We start from the raw sequence: 18672 nt of genomic DNA on the forward strand, positions 1-18672 counted from the left end.
GACGCTGCCGTGATCCCTGTCCCATCCCGGCCAGTCGGGGGCTGTGCCCGCGCGCCGAGTTGCGTAGGGTGGAGGCATTGGCGTGTCAGGATGAAATGTGCGCACTCGCGCCGAAGGAGGAGGGAGAGGGATGAAACTGCTGATTATCGGTGGCACCGGCTTTTTGGGGCGCCACCTCACCGCGCTGGCGCTGGATTGGGGCCATGAAGTGACTCTGTTCAACCGTGGCCTGCACCAGCATCCGGACTGGCGCGATCTGGTGCAGCTCACCGGCGACCGGGACAACAGCCTGAGCGCCCTGCAAGGGGCCGGGTTGCAGTGGGATCTCGCTATCGACACTTGCTGCTATCGCCCCGAGCAGGCGGCGAGCCTCTCGGCGGCCCTGCTCGGGCGCTGCGCACGGCTGATCTTTATCTCCACCATCAGCGTCTATCGCGATTTCTCAATGCCCGGAATGGACGAGTCGGCGCCGCTGCACCCTATCCCCGCGGGTGAAATGCCCAGCGACTATGGCCCCCTCAAGGTATTGTGCGAGCAGGAGTACCGCGCCTGCTGGGGCGAGCGGCTCTGCATCTTGCGCCCGGGCGTGCTGTGCGGCCCCCATGATCCCACTGGGCGCATGGCCTGGTGGATTAAGCGGGTGCAGCAGGGCGGGCCCTGGTTGTTGCCGGGCAGTGGCGAGGATCGCTTGCAGTATCTCGATGTGCGCGACTGCGCCGAGTTTGTGCTGCGCGCGGCCGAGCAGCAGTTGGGGGGCAGCTTCAACCTGCTCAAACCCGGCATTCCCCTGAGCGACTGGCTGGAGCGGCTGAGCGCCCGGTTGCAGCCAGCCAGCCCCATCCAGCCCGAGTGGCTGCCCTGGTCGACCCTGATGGCAGCCGGTATCGAGCCCTGGCAGAGCTATCCCACTCTGCTGCCCTGCGCGCAGGCGGAGTTCGCCGGTTATGGCGCTATAAGCGCCGAGGCTGCCATCGTTAAGGGATTGAACTTTCGGCCGCTGGAGGAGACCGCCGCCGATCTTGCCCACTGGCTGGCTATCGAGCCTGCCGCCGGGGTGGCGGCGAATGCCATGACTCAGGCCGAGGAGGCTTCGCTGCGGCAGCAGTTACTGGAGCCCTGCGTGCTATAAGAGATTGGTGTGCTTATCGTGCCGCTGCTACCGAGTGTGGCGCGGCAGGTGCGAACACAACGAGAGAGGGCATCCCGCGGGATGCCCTCTCTGTCTATCCATGCCTGATGGTTGCCGAACGATGGCAAGAGCCATGGTTGCAACTTACTTCTCTTCGGCCACTTTCAGTGCCTGCCCGTAGCAGATCACCTGTTTCAGGCAGCCCGGGGTGTCGGTGAACTCGGCGCACTTGTCGATGGTGACGCCATTGCCCCCCATGTCGGCGGCGCGGCGGCGGGCCAGGGTGCGCGCTTCACCGGCGTTGGGTACCGGCTGGTTGGCATCGGCCTGGCAGGATTCACCCTCGATGGTGCCGAGGTAGAGGTAGTTGAGGTCAGCCAGCTCATCCTGTTCATAGATGCGCACGCTACCGGGTTTGAAATATTCGTCGAAATTCTCTTTATCCAGATTGCTGTTGAAGGCGTAGTTGGCACAGCCGGAGGCAATCAGGGGCATCATCAGGATCAGGCGTTTCATCGTCTCGTATCTTGTGTCGGTGATGAGGACAGTAGAAATGCGCAGGCGCTCCATGTCGGCATCTTGTTGAATAATGAGGGGGACATTATAGGGGCCAGCCACCTGCGGCGACCAGCCCCTGTTTTGCGCCCGTGTGTCAGGGTGTGACCCCCATCAGCCTGATATCAGGCTGATATCAAACCGGAGCCAGCCGCTGATAGAGGCTGCGATAGTAATCATCCGCCAGCAGCTCGTCATGAGGGGCGCAGAGGCGGATCTGTCCCTCTTCCATCAGGGCAATCCGGTCCATCTGTTCCATCCCCAGCAAGCGGTGGGAGATGAGCAGCAAGGTGCGATCTGCCCCGAGCCGGAACAGCAGGTCCATGATCTCCCGCTCGGTCTGACTGTCGAGCCCTTCGGTCGGCTCGTCCAGCAGCCAGAGCGGCGCATCGTGCAGCAGGGCGCGGGCGATGCCGATACGGCGACGCTCGCCACCGGAGAGGGGGCGGCCACCGTCACCCAGCCAGGCGTTAAGGCCCGCCTCATCTTCCAGCAGATTGGCCAGCCCGACCTGGGTCAGCACCGCAATCAACTGTTCGTCAGAGGCGGTCGGGGCGGCCAGTTTGAGGTTGCCCCGCAAGGTATCGGCAAACAGATGCACCCGCTGGCTCACCACCGAGATGGAGGCGCGCAGCGCCCCTTCGCTGTAGTCGGTGAGCGGCTTGCCATCCAGCAGGATCTTGCCAGCCTGCGGGCTCCACTCCCGGGTCAGCAGCCCCATCAGGGTCGATTTGCCACAGCCGGTCTGGCCCAACAGCGCCAGCTTTTCACCGGCATGCAGCTGCAGGGTGCAGCCACGCAGCACCGGTTGGGGGTTGCCGGGGTAGCCAAAATAGAGGTCATTGATCTGCAGCGCGCCAGCGGTGGCGTGGGTCTGCTCATCGCCCCACACGGGGGCTTTTGCCTCTTGCAGGATCTCGTTCAAACGACGGGCCGAGGTGAGGCTGGTGGAGAGGTGCTGGAAAGCCCCCGCCAGTGGCATCAGTGCCTCGAAGCTGGCCAGGGTGGCAAAGACCATCAATGCGGTAATGGGGTCGGGCGCAGCGCCCGCCACACCATGACCAGCCAGCCAGAGCATCAGGGTCAGGGTCCAGCCGCTCAGCAGTTGCACCGAGAAGTTGGCCAGCCCGCTCACCTTGGCCATCCGGGCCTGCGCGACGAGCAGTGCCTGTTCGGCTTGTTGCAGCTCAACCAGCGCCTTGGGGGCGGCGGCAAACATCTGCAGCTCGGCCTGACCATCCAGATAGTCCACCATCCGGGTGCGCAGGGTCGATTTTTCGGCAATCAGCGCCTGACCGGGGCGACGGCCGAGGAAGTAGAACACCAGCGGCAGGGCAATCATGCCAAACAGCAGAATGGCACCCAGGGTGAGGGCGAGACGGCTGTCGAAAAACGACAGGAATAAGACCAGTCCGGCGGTGCTGAGCAGGGCCGCGCCTATGGGGGTGATCAGCCGCAGATAGACGTGATCCATCGCATCGATGTCTGCCACCAGTCGGTTGAGCAGATCCGCCTGACGGAAACCGGCCAGGGTACCGGTGGAGAGCGGCGAGAGTTTCTGCCAGAACCAGACCCGCAACCGGGTCAGCACCCGGAAGGTGGCATCGTGGCTCACTACCCGCTCACCCCAGCGACCGGCGGTGCGGATGATGGAGAAGAAGCGCACCCCGCCAGCGGGGGTCATGTAGTTAAAGGCATGGGTCGTCGCAACGGTCATCCCCGCCACGGCGGCGGCGGAGAGGAACCAGCCGGAGAGGGAGAGTAGTCCCATGCCGGCGGCCAGGGTCACCAGCGCCAGCAGCAAACCAATGGTGAGGCTGAGCCAGTGTTGGCGATAGAGGCGCAGAAACGGCAACAGATCACTCATCGAGAGAACCTCCGGAACGTTGGGAGAGCAGGCGGGCAAAAGGCCCCTGCCCAGAACTAAGTTGCTGGAAGTTGCCTTGCTCCACCAGCTGGCCGCGGGCCAGCACCAGGATATTGTCCATCTTGGTGAGCTGGTCGAGGCGGTGGGTGATCATCAGCAGGGTCTGGCCAGCCATCGCCTGCTCGAGGGTGGTCATGATGGCGCGCTCGGAGTGGCGATCCAGACTGGCGGTCGGTTCGTCTAGCACCATCAGCTGGGTTGATTTGAGCAGGGTGCGCGCCAGTGCGAGGCGCTGGGCCTGACCGACCGAGAGGCCGCCAGCCTGATCGCCGACCGGATAGTCAAGCCCCTTCTCCATGGCAAATTCCCACGCTTGCGCCCGTTTCAGGGCATCTTCCAGCTCGGCGTCGCTGGCCGTCGGTTTGGCCAGCAGCAGGTTGTCACGCAAGGAGGCGTGGAATAGCTGCGGGTTTTGCGAGAGCCAGCCCAGTTGCAGGCGCCACTGGCTCATGTCGAGGGTGGCGAGCTCCTGCCCGTTGACCTTGAGCTCACCGCGATAGGGGGCAAAGCCGAGCAGGGCGTTGACCAGCGAGCTCTTGCCTGCGCCGCTGACGCCGATGAGGGCAGTGCGCGCACCAGCCTCCAGGGTGAAATCGATGGGGCCGACCAGCACCTTGCCTTCGGCGCTCAGCACTTCAAGCCCTTTGGCTTCTACCTTGATGGGGCTGTCGGCATGGAACGGCGCAGTGCCTGCGGCAGGTTCGCTCACCTCGGCTTCGAGGAATTCAAGCAACTGCTCGGCAGCGCCGATAGCCTGCGCCTTGGCGTGATAGTGGGCACCCAGTTCCCGCAGCGGGGCGTAGAACTCGGGGGCGAGAAACAGCACGAACAGGCCGGTAAAGAGGGTGACCTTGACCCCATAGTTACCAAAGTTCAGATGGTCGATATAAGAGAAGCCGAAGTAGACGGCGACCAGCGCTACCGAGATGGCGGCGAAGAACTCCAGCACGGCGGTGCTCAAAAACGCCAGGCGCAGCACCTCCATGGTGCGCTCACGAAAATCTTCCGAGGCGTCGCGAATGGCGTCACCTTCCGCCTGGGTGCGCATAAAAAGTTGCAGCGTGCGCAGCCCCTTCAGGCGATCGAGGAAGTGGCCGGAGAGACGGGCCAGCGCCTGAAAATTGCGGCGGTTGGCATCGGCGGCGCCCACACCCACCAGGATCATAAAGATGGGGATGAGGGGGGCAGTGCCCAGCAGGATCAGACCCGCCGCCCAGTTGACCGGGAACACGGCCACCAGAATGACCACCGGAATAAAGACGGCGATGGCCATCTGCGGCAGATAGCGGGAGAAGAAATCCTGCATGTTTTCAATCTGTTCCAGCAGCAGGCTGGCCCAGCTACCGGCCGGACGGCGCTGGATATAGGCAGGGCCGAGGCGACTCAAGCGAGTGAGCACCAGCTGGCGGATGGTCTGGCGCACCGCGCTGCCCGCCTTGAAGCTGGCCACTTCGCGGCCGTAGGCCAGCGCCGCCTTGCCAAGCGTCACCAGCAGCAGGGTAATAAAGAATGTGATGGATTGCTCAGGCGTTGAGCCTTCGATGATAAAGCCGTGCAACAGGGTCGCCAGCAGCCAGGCTTGCGCCACCATCAGAATGCCCTGGCCAAGGCCAAAAGCGATGGATATCGTGATCCAGCGGCGACCGTAACTCGATTGCTTGCGCAACCAGCCATAGAGACGTTTTTGCGTTTTTTTATCCATTACCACCATCCTCGCGTCGAGTGGCGCAAGACTATCCTTGCCGTTTGGCCTTGGCAACCTTGTAAATTATCTGTGTTGAAAATGTTTGATTGAAAAAGCAACCGTCTGTTCAATCCTTGTCCGAACAGATTGATTTATTGAAAAAAGTGGCAAAGACGCCATTGCGCTCGGCGGCAAAATGCATATAGTAAGAGCCCTGACGCGGGTGTAGTTCAATGGTAGAACGGTAGCTTCCCAAGCTGCATACGTGGGTTCGATTCCCATCACCCGCTCCAAATTTCAGATGCCAGGCGGGCATCGTATAATGGCTATTACCTCAGCCTTCCAAGCTGATGATGCGGGTTCGATTCCCGCTGCCCGCTCCAGCTTCAAAACCAAAAGCCCACTCCTGCGAGTGGGCTTTTTGTTTTTCATCTGTCTTGTGCGCCGTCAGACGTCACGCTCACGGTTTCTCAGCTTTTAAGGCAAACCGCAGAGACAGAAAAGGCGCCCAAGGCGCCTTTTCAGATCAACAGCGTCGCGGGAGCTTATTCCTGCTCCAGCTCACCACAGAAACGGTAGCCTTCGCCGTGGATGGTGGCGATGATCTCCGGAGTATCGTTAACGCTTTCGAAGTGCTTGCGAATGCGACGGATGGTCACGTCAACGGTACGGTCGTGTGGCTTGAGCTCACGGCCGGTCATCTTCTTCAGCAGCTCGGCACGGGTCTGGATCTGGCCCGGGTTTTCGCAGAAGTGCAGCATGGCGCGGAACTCGGAGCGCGGCAGTTTGAACATGTCGCCAGTCGGGCTGACCAGTGCGCGGCTGTTGATATCCAGTGCCCAGCCGTTGAACAGGTAGCGCTCAACCAGTTTCTTCTCTTCGCCACCGGCAGCCACGTTCATGGTGCGGCTCAGCAGGTTGCGGGCACGGATGGTCAGTTCGCGCGGGTTGAACGGCTTGGTGATGTAATCATCGGCACCGATCTCCAGACCCAGGATCTTGTCCACTTCGTTGTCACGACCGGTCAGGAACATCAGGGCGATGTTGTCGTTCTCACGCAGTTCACGGGCCAGCAGCAGACCATTCTTGCCCGGCAGGTTGATGTCCATGATCACCAGATTGATGGTGTGGGATGTGAGGGCCTGGTGCATTTCGTCGCCATTGTTGGCTTCGAGTACGACGTAGCCTTCCGCTTCGAAAATGCTTTTCAGGGTATTGCGTGTGACCAGCTCGTCTTCGACGATCAGAATGTGTGGTGTTTGCATGAGTATTCCCAGATTCTTATCAGTTAATTATCTTAAATTTAACACTCTTTGGCGTTTCAAACCGATTTTCTGACTAATCCTGAAAATTAATTACGTCATCCTGGGTATGAGGGTCAGGTCGGAATATCGCGAATTAGGCATCAGTACCGGCAAGTATCCCTGTGCCACTTATAGGTTCCCGACAAGTCTGGTCGAGCAGAGCCTGGAAAGGTCGTCCATTACGAAAGTGGCCGTATTTTATCAGTTAACAGGAGCATAACAACACTCTTTGCCGTCAGATAGCAACTTTTTAACCCTGTTTTGATATAGGTCAAACCCGGGCACAGCTGCATCATACTTGGCCTTAACCCCTTTTTCGTCCCTTAAAAATGTAATGGAATGTAACATGTGATTGACATGATTTTGTGGGAAAACTACAAGAAAATCTGTTTTATCGCGCCATTTGAGCCTCCGCCCTGGCCCGAGTTTGCCATTGTTACGGCCTGGAACCCGGCCAGCAGGTGGGTCGCTGAACGGCGCAATCGGCGGCGGGAACGGGCGCTGTTACGCCATCTGACCGTGGATTTACAGGTGCCCGTGCAGGGGCCATTTTGGGGATCCGACCCGGACGAGCGCTGGCAGGAGTCATCGCTGGCGGTGGCGATCTCCCTGCCGCAAGCCCGTCAGGTGGCGGCGCGTTTTGGCCAGAATGCCATCTACTGGGTGGCGGGGGGGCGGCTCTGGCTGGTGCCAGCATTGACAGGTCAGTCAGCTGTTTGTCTGGGCGACATTGAATCCTTCTGGATTGTCAGACACCCTGCCTGATGAAAGAATGAACACCTACATGCATCTGCATGCATCTGAAAGGAATTAAATCATGCTGGATCTACTGCCCGACCTCTGCGATCAACATGGCGACTTGTTGCAAGTGGCCGACCCCGTGTTTCAGGATTTTGGCGGCAAGGCGATCTTTTATGGTCGCGCCGTAACGCTCTCCTGTTATGAAGACAACAGTCTGGTACGGGATCTGGTGACCCGCCCCGGTCACGGCAAGGTGATGGTGATCGATGGCGGCGGCTCGCTGCGCCGCGCGCTGCTGGGTGATCAGCTGGCGGTCAAGGCGGTGGAGCAAGGCTGGGAGGGTATCCTGATCCACGGCGCGGCGCGTGATGTGGGCACGTTGGCGACCCTGGCGCTCGGGGTTAAGGCGCTGGCTGCCTGTCCGGTCAAGACCGAGAAGCGGGGATTGGGAGAGCTGGGGGCTGTGGTCAGCTTTGCCGGCGTGAAGATTCACGAAGGGGATTACGTCTATGCGGATCGCAACGGCGTGGTGGTGAGTGCCACGCCGCTTATCTGATTCAGAAGTTGAAGCCGACGCCCAGCGTCAGTGCCTGATCGGCGGTGATGGTACTGACGCCATAGTTGGCGGTGAGGGAGAGTCCGGGGGTCAGCAGCAGGCTGGAGTTGAGCTCCAGCAAGGTGCTGGCCTTATTGAGATCAAGACGCTTGATCTGGCTGCCGATATTGAATGCCGGAGAGAGCTGGTAGCGCACCCCCGAGCTCATATTGAAACCGGATGTGCGATTCTGATCTGACACTCCCGGGCCCGCCTCCATAAAGAGGATCACATCATCCACTACCGGATATTGATAACCGCTATTGACCAGCCAGAGATCAAAACTGTCGCTGTGATGGCTATGACTGTTGAGCAGTACCCCGGAGTAACTTTTGACGTAGAGTGAGGGGTCTGAACTCTGCTGGAAGAGATCCCAGTCGGCAGCCTGCGCGGCCACGCTGGCGAAGGATGCCAGCAGTGTGATGATGAACGATTTGACCATTCGTTTCCCCTCCCTGGGTCCGGAACCGAACTCAAGCATGGCACATGCCAGCGGGTAGTAAAGTGAAGAGCGATCACAATAAAGTCTTTTGGCTGTTACGCCAGCCATGATAAACAGGCTGCCGTATTGATGGCGCTAATCATTAAGAGGTGAATCCATGAACAAAAAACTGACTCTGCTGGCCGCGCTGGCACTGGGAGGCTGCGCAATGGCGACCGGTTCTACCATGACTCAGCTGCAAGCATCCAGCTGGCAGTTGCAAGGCGCTAGCGGCGACACCTTCACCCTACAAGTTGCTGATGGCAAAGTGATGGGCAAAGGGGGCTGCAATCGCTATTTTGGCGGTATCACCCAGCAGGGGGACGGTGTGTTGACGCTGGGTGCCATGGGGGCCACCCGCATGATGTGCAGCGGCGACGAGATAAACAAAGAGATGGAATACCTGCAAAAGCTTGAGAAGGTGGCCACCTATGCCATCAAGGGCAACCAGCTGACCCTGAGCGATGCCACCAAGGCTGCCCTGCTCACCTTCAACGCCGTTCCCGTGACCAAGTAAGAGTCAGTTGCAGACCCTTGGCTGACGCTCTCCCTGCCGGAGGGCGTCTCTGTTTCACCCGCAGCAATTCTTTCCACGTTTCTCTTCCCGGCTCTTTTGCTCTCCCTTTGCATCATGGCAGAAAATAACGTCTGCAAATTGATCATTTCAATGTTTCTTGTATAGTTGAAATGAAAGGTCGCACCAAGGGGAGTGAAGATGAACAAAGAGATGGCCACCAAGGTCTTTGAATCGCTGGCATCCGGCATCCGGCTCGATGTGTGGCGGCGGCTGGTGAAGGCCGGGCTGGAGGGGCGGGTTGCGGGCGAACTGGCCAGCGAGCTCGATATTGCCCCCAACACCCTCTCGTTTCATCTCAAGGCGATGCTCAATGCCGGTCTGCTGTCGGTGGAGCAGGAGGGGCGCTTTCTGCGCTACCGCGCCAATATTCCCCTGATGCTGGATGTGATCGCCTATCTTACCGAGGAGTGCTGCGCCGGTCATCCCGAGGCGTGCGGCATGATGCGCGCCGAGTCAGCCTGCTCCCCCCATGTTCTGCCTGCGCAGCCCTGCTGCAACAAGGAGTAATGCCATGTCCTCCATTCAGATTTTTGATCCCGCCCTCTGCTGCTCCAGTGGTGTTTGTGGCACCGAGGTTGATCAGGCGTTGGTCACCTTCGCAGCCGACCTCGCCTGGGCCAAGGAGCAGGGAGTTGCCATCGAGCGTTTCAATCTGGCCCAGCAGCCGATGCAGTTTGCCGAAACGCCGGCCGTCAGCGCCTTTCTGACCCACGCCGGGGAGGAGGGGTTGCCGCTGGTACTGGTGGAGGGGCAGGTGGTGTTGACCGGCCGTTACCCGAGCCGCAGCGAGCTGGCCCGTTATGCCGGGCTGCCTGCGCCGCAAGCGGCCATCAAGGGGATCGTCAAGGGCGGCTGCTGCGCTGGCAGCGGTTGCTGCTGAGTCGCGATGCGTCATTCAGCAATGGGAGTGCTTATGTACCATTTTCTGAACAATCCGCCGCCGTTTCTCTTTTTCACTGGCAAGGGCGGGGTGGGCAAGACCTCGCTGGCCTGCGCCAGTGCGGTGGCGCTGTGTGATGCTGGCAAGCGGGTGCTGCTGGTGAGCACAGATCCTGCTTCCAACGTGGGGCAGGTGTTTGCCACCGGGATCGGCAATCGCGTCACCGCCATCGTCGCTGTGCCCGGTTTGTCGGCGCTGGAGATAGATCCCCCCGCGGCGGCCAAAGCCTATCGGGAGCGGATCGTCGGGCCGGTGCGCGGCAAGTTGCCCGAGAGCGTGGTGCGCAGCATCGAGGAGCAGCTCTCTGGCGCCTGCACCACCGAAATCGCTGCCTTTGACGAATTCACTGCGCTGCTGACCGACCCGGCGTTGCTGGCCGAGTATGACCACATCGTCTTTGATACGGCCCCCACCGGCCACACCATCCGGTTGTTGCAACTGCCGGGGGCCTGGAGCGAATTTCTGGAGCAGGGCAAGGGGGATGCCTCCTGCCTTGGCCCGCTGGCGGGACTGGAGAAGCAGCGCAGCCAGTATGCCGACGCGGTCGCCGCCCTGGCCGATGCGGCCCGCACCCGTCTGGTGCTGGTGGCGCGCGCCCAGCACTCCACTCTGCGAGAAGTGGCCCGCACCCATGAGGAGCTGGCCGCCATCGGTTTGTTGAATCAGCAGTTGGTGATCAATGGCCTCTTCCCCGAGGCGGCCATCGCCGGTGACGCGCTGGCACAGGCCATCTGGCAACGTGAGCAGCAAGCCCTCGCCGATATGCCGCAGGGGATCAAGGGGCTGGCGCAAGATCATATCCCGCTGCTGGCCACCAATCTGATGGGGGTCGACAGTTTGCGTCTGCTGCTGCAAGCGGAAGGAGCGGTCGCTCAATCCCCGGCAGTTCAGTCTGCTATCCAACAAGTCCGGCCCGAGTTGAGTTCGCTGGTGGATGAACTGGCCGCCGATGGTCATGGCCTCATCATGCTGATGGGCAAGGGTGGTGTGGGGAAAACCACCCTGGCGGCCGCCGTGGCGGTGGAGCTGGCCAGTCGCGGCCTGCCGGTACACCTCACCACCTCGGATCCCGCCGCGCACCTCGGCGAGACGCTGGCAGGTAGTCTGCCCCATCTGGAGGTGAGCCGCATCGACCCCCACGCCGAGACCGAGCGTTATCGCACCCAAGTGCTGGCCACCAAGGGGACAAGTCTGGATGCCCAGGGCCGCGCCCTGCTGGAAGAAGACTTGCGCTCCCCCTGCACCGAAGAGATCGCCGTGTTTCAGGCCTTCTCGCGGATCATACGTGAGGCGGGCAAGCGCTTCGTAGTGATGGATACTGCCCCTACCGGCCACACCCTGCTGCTGCTTGACGCCACTGGCGCCTACCACAGAGAGATCGCCCGTCAGATGGGGGGCAAAGGGCTGCACTTCACCACTCCCATGATGCAGTTGCAAGACCCGAAACAGACCAAGGTGCTGATTGTGACCCTGCCCGAGCCTACCCCGGTACAGGAGGCGGCCAACTTGCAAGCCGACCTGCGCCGCGCCGGTATCGAGCCCTGGGCTTGGGTGGTCAATCATATGTTGGCCCCAGCCAGCGTCACCTCACCGCTGCTGGCCCAGCGAGCGTATCGCCAGCAGCCCCATATCGAAGCGGTCAAGGAGGAGCATGCCAAGCGTTATGCCGTGGTGCCCTTGCAAGCTGTCGAACCGGTGGGCGTGAAAGCGCTGCAAGATTTATGTCACCCCATCCGCAAGGAGATGTGAGATGCAACGTCCGTTCAATGTGCTCTTCCTTTGCACCGGCAATTCGGCCCGCAGCATCATGGCTGAGGCGCTGCTCAACCGGCTCGGTCAGGGCAACTTCAAGGCGTTTAGTGCTGGCGTCTCCCCGAAAGGGGAGATACACCCGCTGCCCCTTGAATTGCTGGCGCAACACAATCTGGACACCAGCACCCAGCGCAGCGTTCAACAAGGTTTATCACGAAATCGGCAACCGGCTGCGGATCTTTCTGAGCCTGCCACTGAACCAACTGGATCGCATCTCGCTGCAACAAGCGATGCGAACCATCAACCACTCTTCACCCACCTAACGTTCTCAATGAGACATGGAGCCGCTGTTTATCATGCACCCGTTTGACATCCTGAACCTGGATAATGGCGCCCGCCTTATCTTCACCCCCTGTCCCGGCACCAAGGAGGCTTCCCTGCAAGCCTCCCTCAAGACCCTGCAAGCCGCTGGGGCTGATGCGGTAGTCACCATGATGCCCGATGCCGAGCTTAGCGAGTTCAAGGCCGATGCCTTGCCCGTCGAGTGCAATGCACTGGGGCTGGCCTGGTTCCATCTGCCGGTGGAGGACGATTGCGCCCCCGAAGCACCGTTTGCCGCCGCCTTTGCCAACCACAAGGCGGATCTGCTGGCGCGTCTGGCGGCGGGTCAGACCCTGGCCATTCATTGCCGTGGCGGCTCGGGTCGTACCGGACTGATGGCGGCCATACTGCTGCTGGAGGCGGGTTACGCCCCCAGCCAGGTCAAGTCGCTGGTGCAGGGGCTGCGCCCCAAGGCGCTGACCCTAGCGCCCCACGTTGACTACCTCAATACCCACTACTCATTCGCCGGTTAAGGAAAACAGCATGACTATCAAAGTTGGTATCAACGGGTTTGGCCGCATGGGCCGTCTCTCATTTCGCGCCGCCTTCGACTGGGCGGATGTGGAGTTTGTGCGCATCAATGACCCGGCTGGCGATGCCGCCTCGCTGGCACACCTCATCACCTTCGATTCCGTCCATGGCCGCTGGCATCATGAAGCCAGCAGCGATGGGGACGAAATGGTGATCGGTGACCATCGTATCCTCTGCACTCGCAACAAAGAGATCGGTCAGACTGACTGGTCTGACTGTGATGTGGTGATCGAGGCTTCCGGCAAGATGAAAACCAAGGCCCTGCTCAATGCTTATCTGGCGCAAGGGGTGAAGCGTGTTGTGGTGACAGCTCCGGTCAAGGAAGAGGGTGTCCTGAACGTCGTCATGGGGGTCAACCACCACCTCTACGACAAGGCGCAGCATCCCATAGTGACGGCTGCCTCCTGTACCACCAACTGCCTGGCGCCAGTGGTGAAGGTGATCCACGAACAACTGGGCATCAAGCACGGCTCCATGACCACCATTCATGACATCACCAACACCCAGACTATCCTGGATGCACCCCATGCCGACCTGCGCCGTGCCCGCGCCTGCGGCCTGAGCCTGATCCCCACCACCACAGGTTCTGCCACCGCCATCACCCACATCTTCCCCGAGCTCAAGGGTAAGCTGAACGGTCATGCGGTGCGGGTGCCGCTCGCCAACGCCTCCCTCACCGACTGCGTGTTCGAGGTGAACCGTCCCACAACAGAAGCCGAGGTCAATGGTTTGCTCAAGGCCGCGGCGATGAGTGAGCTCAAGGGGATCATGGGCTATGAAGAGCGCCCGCTGGTGTCGGTGGATTACAAGACGGATCCGCGCTCCTGCACCATAGATGCGCTCTCCACCATGGTGGTCAACGACACCCAGGTGAAGATTTACGCCTGGTATGACAACGAGTGGGGCTATGCCAACCGCACCGCCGAGCTGATGCGCATGGTCGGTCAAATGGACAAGGTGCAAGGATAACCTGACCATGGCACTGACCCGACTCTCCCCCGAGATCCGCCAGTATCTGCTGGTGACCGGCAACTACTGGGCTTTTACCCTGACCGACGGCGCTCTGCGCATGTTGGTGGTGCTCTACTTCCATGGGCTCGGTTACAGCCCGCTGGCCATCGCCTCCCTGTTTCTCTTTTACGAGATCTTCGGGGTGGTGACCAATCTGATGGGGGGATGGCTCGGCGCTCGCCTTGGGCTCAACCGCACCATGAACATAGGGCTGGCCCTCCAGGTGCTGGCACTGGGCATGTTGCTGGTGCCACCGCTCTGGCTGACAGTGCCCTGGGTGATGGCGGCGCAGGCGCTCTCGGGAGTAGCCAAAGACCTCAACAAGATGAGCGCCAAAAGCTCCATCAAGTTGCTGGTGCCGGGGGAGGCGCAGGGTCAGCTCTACAAGTGGGTGGCACTCCTCACCGGCTCGAAGAATGCCCTGAAAGGGATCGGCTTTTTCCTCGGTGGCGCCCTGCTGACCCTGCTCGGGTTTCAGGGGGCCGTGCTGGTCATGGCACTTGCGTTGGCGCTGGTGTGGTGCGTCAGCATGCTGACCCTGAAACGGGATCTTGGCAAAGCCAAGAACAAGCCCAAGTTCAGCGAAATCTTCTCCAAGAGCCGCGCCATCAATTACCTGTCGGCGGCCCGCCTGTTCCTGTTTGGTGCCCGTGATGTCTGGTTTGTGGTGGCGCTTCCTGTCTACCTTGCCTCCAGCTTTGGCTGGGATCACTGGTATGTGGGGGGCTTCCTGGCGCTCTGGATCATTGCTTATGGCGTGGTGCAGACCCAGGCCCCCCGCTTTACTGGCAAGCGAGAGGGACGTGTACCCGATGGCAAGGCAGCGATGCGTTGGGCGCTAGGGTTGGCACTGACCCCGGCCCTGATTGCCCTGGCGCTCCACTATGAGGTGCATCCGGCCATCAGCCTGGTGGGGGGCTTGATGGTGTTCGGCGCCCTGTTTGCCATCAACTCCTCCCTGCACAGCTATCTCATCGTCAGCTATGCCGGAGCCGACGGGGTATCGCTGGATGTCGGCTTCTATTACATGGCCAATGCCCTGGGACGCCTGCTCGGCACCCTGCTCTCCGGGCTGGTATTCCAGCTCTACGGTCTTGAGGCCTGCCTCTGGATCTCCACCCTCTTTATCCTGCTGGCGGCGTTTATATCCATTGGTTTGCCACGCCATCAGCCTTCCACTTCATCCAACCCTCATGGAGTCTTGTGATGAGTCATACAGCCTGCTGCGATCTGCCCGTCAGCAAAAAAATGAGCTTTCTCGACCGCAATCTCACCCTCTGGATCTTTGTCGCCATGGCCATCGGGGTGGGGATTGGTTATCTGTTCCCTCAGGTGGCTCAGTGGAACGAGGCGATGTCGGTCGGCACCACCAATATCCCGCTGGCCATCGGCCTTATCCTGATGATGTATCCGCCGCTGGCCAAGGTGAATTACGGCACCATGGGGGCCATGACCCGCGACCGTAAGGCGATTACCCTCTCATTGATAATGAACTGGTTGGTTGGCCCCATCTTGATGTTCGTGATCGCCCTGACATTCTTGCATGATTACCCCGACTACATGGTGGGTCTGATCCTGATCGGTCTGGCACGCTGCATCGCCATGGTGTTGGTGTGGAACGATCTCGGGGGCGGCAACAAGGAGTACGGTGCGGCTCTGGTGGCGCTCAACAGCGGTTTTCAGATCCTCACCTACAGTTTCATGGCCTGGTTGTTTATTACAGTGCTGCCCCCGCTGTTCGGTTTGCAGGGGTTCGCGGTGGATATCACCATGCTGGATATCGCCGAAAGCGTGCTGATCTATCTCGGCATCCCCTTCCTGGCAGGCTTTCTGAGCCGCCATTACCTGGTCAAGGCCAAGGGTGAGCGGTGGTACAGCGAGCGCTTCATTCCGGCCATCTCCCCCATTACCCTGATCGCCTTGCTGGCCACAATCGTGCTGATGTTCAGCCTCAAGGGGGAGATGATAGTTGAGCTGCCCATGGATGTGGTTCGCGTTGCTATCCCGCTGGTGGTCTATTTCGTGCTGATGTTCTTTACCAGCTTCCTGGTGGGCAAGAAGCTGGGTATTCCCTATGACAAGAACGCCTCCATCGCCTTTACCGCCACCGGCAATAATTTTGAGCTGGCCATCGCGGTCTCCATCGCAGTGTTTGGCCTGAACTCGGATCAAGCATTCGCCGGTGTGATAGGCCCGCTGGTTGAAGTGCCCGTACTGATCGCCCTGGTCAATGTGGCCCTGCGCATGAAGCGGAACTATGGCAAAGCGGAGGTGCAAGCATGAGTGACACCGCTATCACCATCTACCACAACCCCCCCGTGTCAAGATAGTTGGCACCACTACAGTGTTTTCTATGCTACGCCTTGCTCAGAAAATAGGGCGCCCCAGATTTGCCAGATTTGTATGCGGCAAACATAACAGACCCCCTCTTGCCGTTGGGTAAGAGGGGGCCTTTTCATTGGTTTGGCGACCGCGACTGGTTGGGTTGCTGCGTTGACTGCATCTGCACAGGGTCATAGCGGCGCTTCACGCCGTTTCAGTCCGTTCGGCGAGGAGCGCTGCCCCCAGATGGGAAGAGTCCAAACCGGATGACAACCCATGCATTTATCACCTTGTTTGGTTGGTGCAGGGGGTGTCTATGAGTAGCAATTTACTTCGCGTAGCAAGGTGGCAGCGGCCGCCATAGCTGATCGTTGAGCAGAGTAAATAAGTATTTTTAGATTTAATATCGCATTTTCAATCTATTATTTCGTTGAGCGTTCCGGGCATGAGTGATGTCCTAATAGGGGAGGAGGTTGGCCAATGCGCCCTCACAGTCTTTAACCCTGTCATATAAAGGAGACACTCGGATGGAAACACTTGACCAGAAAATCGACAACATGCGCGAAGAGTTCCAGCTTCAAGAGCGCAAAAAGGCCCAAGATAAGTGGCAAGCCCGAGTCGATGAACTGCAACAGTTACGGGTGGGGGAGAGACAACCGGAGGCGCTGGAAGAGTAGCCCGCTTTCCCCGGGTGAGAGCTAAGGTAGCGAACGTTCAGTATCTACTCGCCGTTATCTACAACCCATAAAAAACCACCGACTTCCCTGAAGGTCGGTGGTTTTTTATGGAGTGCTGTTGATGAGGTGTAGGGGAGATAACCGGGGAGGGGCTCCCCATCGGACTTCCCTCTTAAGATCGATCGCGGTAGCAATGGCAGTCACCCGACACCCCTACCGCGACCATATTCGGAGCTAGCGGCAGGGTGGATACTAAGCAATCAGAGCCGTGGTTGATGGCATCGCCGCTGGCCACAGTGGCGGGCAAACTGCTGGCATAGCTCTTTGTCTCCCACCACTCTGACCCCTTGTCGCCTGAACAGCGTCACCTGCTTCAACCAGCGAACACCATCAAGACCCAATCGTTCCAGGATAGCGCCAAGATGAGCCGGAATATGACCACGCTTGTCAGACCGAATAGCACGACCTGTCCAATCAACCAGCATCAGGTAGTCGGTGAAGGCACAGGGCAATGCTGCAGGCTTCCCCTCTGACTGGCAAACGGTAGCAAAAGTGGTGGCAAAACGTCAGACGTAGCAGGCTCTTCAAGGCGTTGTTTGATACTGGTGTAGTCACTCTGCTCAGGCCGATCGGTCAACGCGGCTCGTATCGGATTGAGGTCCCTGTGTGTCAACATACGCCATAAAGGCCAACAAGGCTGATTCGGTGGGGGGGAACATTTTGGCCATCAAAGCAGCTTTTTGCTCAGCAGAATACAGTTTCATAGTGACTCAATTACCGCCCCCCAATCGTTACGACACGTCATTGGCTAAGGAGTAGCATCTATCCTGACACGGGGGGTTAACAAAATGTTCACGCGCTCACTCAGATGTGACAAGTCAGGGCGGGAGCACACTTTGTTAAATCAAGTAACAAGCCAGATTTTTGCCCATTAAGCACACAACCCAAGCGTAAATAGCACTCGGTTTTACACCGTGGAGTGAGTGATATTTATACTTGTTGATGTTGTTTTGCTCTGTTTGCTCATTTTTTAGGTTAGTGTGCCCCCCTGATGTGACAAGTGATATCGTATGGATTAAAGGTTTATCCGACATTCCGCACCTGATTGGGGATTTTTTTTCGGCGATGATGCCTACACGTTCACAGCAAGTTGCAACATTGAGGTGTTGGCAGTTGAGGTTGGAATAAAAACTAAAATGCTCAGATTCATTCTTTCGCCCCCCGTGAAATGATGTGAACTGCTACCCAACAGAACATTGTTACGTGGCAACATGAGTGAAGTCACTGGTTTTCTCAATTCAATCCTGGCTGTGTGAACTTCATCACCATTTAAAATGCAAAAATTAGGTGCGGAATGACGGGTTTATTATTTCCCATTCAGCTTCCGTTCAAGAGTGAAAGGTAAAGTGATTGGTTGTGAGATGGATATTATATAGATGTTTTATATTTGGGAAAAAGCTTATGATAAAGAAAAACAAAATATCTGTGGCAATTGCCAGTGTTATTTTTAGCGGTTTTTTGTACGCGGCTACGACAGAGCAAGTCATTATTCCTTTTGTTCCTGGCGAGACAAAAGTAAGTAATGGCGACATGGTTTCTTATAATGGTGGTTGTTTTATTGCGAAAAACAATCCCGGCGTTTGGGAAACACCGGCTAAAGGATCATGGTTTTGGGATGAAGCAGAAGAGTGTTCCGGTGAGCCTTCTCCTCCGCCTTCCCCTGCTCCTGGTGATGTCATTCCATTTATTCCCGGTCAAACACTGGTTAAAAATGGCGATATTGTCTCTTATAAAGATGAGTGCTTTATTGCCAAAAATAACCCAGGCAAGTGGGAAACACCGAGCGCTAATTCTTGGTTTTGGTCACTGACCAAGTGTCCTGATGATGTTACTGACCCGATTATCTTACCTCCTGGTAGTGGTACACCCATTACCGATCCGGATAATCCTGACAATAGACCTTCAGATCCTCAAGTTCCTGATATCCCCTTAGTGCCTGGAAAACCTGGCGATCCCGTTATTTTGCCTCCTGGTAGTGGTACACCTATTACCGATCCGGATAATC

Annotated in this window: 19 protein-coding genes and 2 tRNA genes; 16 read left to right on the plus strand and 5 right to left on the minus strand. The window is 58.6% G+C overall.

Annotation, left to right across the window (positions count from 1 at the left end):
* The first annotated feature begins 130 nt into the window (after nt 1-130).
* Nucleotides 131-1129: an NAD-dependent epimerase/dehydratase family protein gene (locus tag BN1125_RS00945; RefSeq protein ID WP_042009957.1), complete on the plus strand. Its 999-nt coding sequence runs from the start codon at nt 131-133 to the stop codon at nt 1127-1129.
* Nucleotides 1130-1273: 144 nt separating this feature from the next.
* On the opposite strand, the gene rcsF is transcribed toward BN1125_RS00945, so the two are convergent.
* The 3 genes from rcsF to cydD form a co-directional block, all read right to left on the minus strand.
* A complete protein-coding gene (gene rcsF / locus BN1125_RS00950; RefSeq protein ID WP_042009959.1) occupies nt 1274-1645 on the minus strand; it encodes an Rcs stress response system protein RcsF in 372 nt (123 codons plus the stop codon).
* A 175-nt stretch (nt 1646-1820) separates the two neighbouring features.
* On the minus strand, nt 1821-3551 hold the full coding sequence (cydC, locus tag BN1125_RS00955; RefSeq protein ID WP_042009961.1) for a heme ABC transporter ATP-binding protein/permease CydC: 1731 nt from the start codon (nt 3549-3551) through the stop codon (nt 1821-1823).
* Entirely contained in the window at nt 3544-5313 is a 1770-nt protein-coding gene (cydD, locus tag BN1125_RS00960) for a heme ABC transporter permease/ATP-binding protein CydD (protein WP_042009963.1), read from the minus strand. Before cydD ends, cydC begins: the two co-directional genes overlap by 8 nt.
* A gap of 201 nt (nt 5314-5514) precedes the next feature.
* On the opposite strand from cydD, the gene BN1125_RS00965 reads away from it, so the two are divergent.
* Nucleotides 5515-5588, plus strand: a tRNA-Gly gene (locus BN1125_RS00965).
* 15 nt (nt 5589-5603) lie between these two features.
* Nucleotides 5604-5678 (plus strand) — tRNA-Gly (locus tag BN1125_RS00970).
* A 162-nt stretch (nt 5679-5840) separates the two neighbouring features.
* Here BN1125_RS00970 and arcA read toward each other — a convergent pair.
* Nucleotides 5841-6560 (minus strand): two-component system response regulator ArcA, encoded by a 720-nt coding sequence (gene arcA, locus BN1125_RS00975; protein ID WP_042009965.1) that lies wholly within the window; start codon nt 6558-6560, stop codon nt 5841-5843.
* 396 nt (nt 6561-6956) lie between these two features.
* On the opposite strand from arcA, the gene BN1125_RS00980 reads away from it, so the two are divergent.
* Together BN1125_RS00980 and BN1125_RS00985 are read left to right on the plus strand one after the other, a co-directional pair.
* Nucleotides 6957-7364 carry a DUF3293 domain-containing protein gene (locus BN1125_RS00980; RefSeq protein ID WP_084202216.1) on the plus strand — a complete coding sequence of 136 codons (408 nt, stop codon included), beginning with the start codon at nt 6957-6959 and terminating at the stop codon, nt 7362-7364.
* A 52-nt stretch (nt 7365-7416) separates the two neighbouring features.
* Nucleotides 7417-7896 carry a putative 4-hydroxy-4-methyl-2-oxoglutarate aldolase gene (locus tag BN1125_RS00985; protein ID WP_042009969.1) on the plus strand — a complete coding sequence of 160 codons (480 nt, stop codon included), beginning with the start codon at nt 7417-7419 and terminating at the stop codon, nt 7894-7896.
* 1 nt (nt 7897) lies between these two features.
* Here BN1125_RS00985 and BN1125_RS00990 read toward each other — a convergent pair whose 3' ends face one another.
* Nucleotides 7898-8377 carry a hypothetical protein gene (locus tag BN1125_RS00990; protein ID WP_042009970.1) on the minus strand — a complete coding sequence of 160 codons (480 nt, stop codon included), beginning with the start codon at nt 8375-8377 and terminating at the stop codon, nt 7898-7900.
* Between the two features lie 157 nt (nt 8378-8534).
* Here BN1125_RS00990 and BN1125_RS00995 point away from each other — a divergent pair, with 157 nt between their 5' ends.
* The 11 genes from BN1125_RS00995 to BN1125_RS18245 form a co-directional block, all read left to right on the plus strand.
* Nucleotides 8535-8933 (plus strand): META domain-containing protein, encoded by a 399-nt coding sequence (locus tag BN1125_RS00995; RefSeq protein ID WP_042009972.1) that lies wholly within the window; start codon nt 8535-8537, stop codon nt 8931-8933.
* Between the two features lie 198 nt (nt 8934-9131).
* On the plus strand, nt 9132-9500 hold the full coding sequence (locus BN1125_RS01000) for an ArsR/SmtB family transcription factor (protein WP_042009974.1): 369 nt from the start codon (nt 9132-9134) through the stop codon (nt 9498-9500).
* A gap of 4 nt (nt 9501-9504) precedes the next feature.
* Complete coding sequence (gene arsD / locus BN1125_RS01005) at nt 9505-9873, plus strand: arsenite efflux transporter metallochaperone ArsD (RefSeq protein ID WP_042009976.1); 369 nt, start codon at nt 9505-9507, stop codon at nt 9871-9873.
* Between the two features lie 33 nt (nt 9874-9906).
* Complete coding sequence (gene arsA, locus BN1125_RS01010) at nt 9907-11682, plus strand: arsenical pump-driving ATPase (protein ID WP_042009979.1); 1776 nt, start codon at nt 9907-9909, stop codon at nt 11680-11682.
* A gap of 1 nt (nt 11683) precedes the next feature.
* The gene (locus tag BN1125_RS01015; RefSeq protein ID WP_244268440.1) at nt 11684-12055 is read left to right on the plus strand and encodes an arsenate reductase/protein-tyrosine-phosphatase family protein; all 372 of its coding nucleotides are present in this window, start codon (nt 11684-11686) and stop codon (nt 12053-12055) included.
* A complete protein-coding gene (locus tag BN1125_RS01020; protein WP_244268441.1) occupies nt 12042-12539 on the plus strand; it encodes a phosphatase domain-containing protein in 498 nt (165 codons plus the stop codon). Before BN1125_RS01015 ends, BN1125_RS01020 begins: the two co-directional genes overlap by 14 nt.
* A gap of 10 nt (nt 12540-12549) precedes the next feature.
* The gene (locus tag BN1125_RS01025) at nt 12550-13566 is read left to right on the plus strand and encodes an ArsJ-associated glyceraldehyde-3-phosphate dehydrogenase (RefSeq protein ID WP_042009983.1); all 1017 of its coding nucleotides are present in this window, start codon (nt 12550-12552) and stop codon (nt 13564-13566) included.
* A 7-nt stretch (nt 13567-13573) separates the two neighbouring features.
* Nucleotides 13574-14815, plus strand: a complete 1242-nt coding sequence (arsJ, locus tag BN1125_RS01030) for an organoarsenical effux MFS transporter ArsJ (RefSeq protein ID WP_042009985.1) — start codon at nt 13574-13576, stop codon at nt 14813-14815.
* Nucleotides 14815-15891 carry an ACR3 family arsenite efflux transporter gene (arsB, locus tag BN1125_RS01035; RefSeq protein ID WP_042009986.1) on the plus strand — a complete coding sequence of 359 codons (1077 nt, stop codon included), beginning with the start codon at nt 14815-14817 and terminating at the stop codon, nt 15889-15891. The genes arsJ and arsB overlap by 1 nt, the downstream gene beginning before the upstream one ends.
* Nucleotides 15892-16457: 566 nt before the next feature.
* Nucleotides 16458-16607, plus strand: coding sequence for a hypothetical protein (locus BN1125_RS19210; RefSeq protein ID WP_167562298.1), 150 nt, complete (start codon nt 16458-16460; stop codon nt 16605-16607).
* Between the two features lie 1461 nt (nt 16608-18068).
* Nucleotides 18069-18672, plus strand: a 604-nt coding sequence (locus tag BN1125_RS18245; RefSeq protein WP_208854205.1) for a hypothetical protein, incomplete at its 3' end; no start/stop codon positions are given.

Source organism: Aeromonas fluvialis (assembly GCF_000819885.1).
Classification (GTDB): Bacteria; Pseudomonadota; Gammaproteobacteria; order Enterobacterales; family Aeromonadaceae; genus Aeromonas; species Aeromonas fluvialis.

Bases quoted from the DNA above. Each gene is read 5' to 3' on its own strand.
- BN1125_RS00945 (WP_042009957.1), top strand. From the start codon at position 131: ATGAAACTGCTGATTATCGGTGGCACCGGCTTTTTGGGGCGCCACCTC.
- rcsF (WP_042009959.1), bottom strand. From the start codon at position 1,645: ATGAAACGCCTGATCCTGATGATGCCCCTGATTGCCTCCGGCTGTGCC.
- cydC (WP_042009961.1), bottom strand. From the start codon at position 3,551: ATGAGTGATCTGTTGCCGTTTCTGCGCCTCTATCGCCAACACTGGCTC.
- cydD (WP_042009963.1), bottom strand. From the start codon at position 5,313: ATGGATAAAAAAACGCAAAAACGTCTCTATGGCTGGTTGCGCAAGCAA.
- arcA (WP_042009965.1), bottom strand. From the start codon at position 6,560: ATGCAAACACCACACATTCTGATCGTCGAAGACGAGCTGGTCACACGC.
- BN1125_RS00980 (WP_084202216.1), top strand. From the start codon at position 6,957: ATGATTTTGTGGGAAAACTACAAGAAAATCTGTTTTATCGCGCCATTT.
- BN1125_RS00985 (WP_042009969.1), top strand. From the start codon at position 7,417: ATGCTGGATCTACTGCCCGACCTCTGCGATCAACATGGCGACTTGTTG.
- BN1125_RS00990 (WP_042009970.1), bottom strand. From the start codon at position 8,377: ATGGTCAAATCGTTCATCATCACACTGCTGGCATCCTTCGCCAGCGTG.
- BN1125_RS00995 (WP_042009972.1), top strand. From the start codon at position 8,535: ATGAACAAAAAACTGACTCTGCTGGCCGCGCTGGCACTGGGAGGCTGC.
- BN1125_RS01000 (WP_042009974.1), top strand. From the start codon at position 9,132: ATGAACAAAGAGATGGCCACCAAGGTCTTTGAATCGCTGGCATCCGGC.
- arsD (WP_042009976.1), top strand. From the start codon at position 9,505: ATGTCCTCCATTCAGATTTTTGATCCCGCCCTCTGCTGCTCCAGTGGT.
- arsA (WP_042009979.1), top strand. From the start codon at position 9,907: ATGTACCATTTTCTGAACAATCCGCCGCCGTTTCTCTTTTTCACTGGC.
- BN1125_RS01015 (WP_244268440.1), top strand. From the start codon at position 11,684: ATGCAACGTCCGTTCAATGTGCTCTTCCTTTGCACCGGCAATTCGGCC.
- BN1125_RS01020 (WP_244268441.1), top strand. From the start codon at position 12,042: ATGCACCCGTTTGACATCCTGAACCTGGATAATGGCGCCCGCCTTATC.
- BN1125_RS01025 (WP_042009983.1), top strand. From the start codon at position 12,550: ATGACTATCAAAGTTGGTATCAACGGGTTTGGCCGCATGGGCCGTCTC.
- arsJ (WP_042009985.1), top strand. From the start codon at position 13,574: ATGGCACTGACCCGACTCTCCCCCGAGATCCGCCAGTATCTGCTGGTG.
- arsB (WP_042009986.1), top strand. From the start codon at position 14,815: ATGAGTCATACAGCCTGCTGCGATCTGCCCGTCAGCAAAAAAATGAGC.
- BN1125_RS19210 (WP_167562298.1), top strand. From the start codon at position 16,458: ATGGAAACACTTGACCAGAAAATCGACAACATGCGCGAAGAGTTCCAG.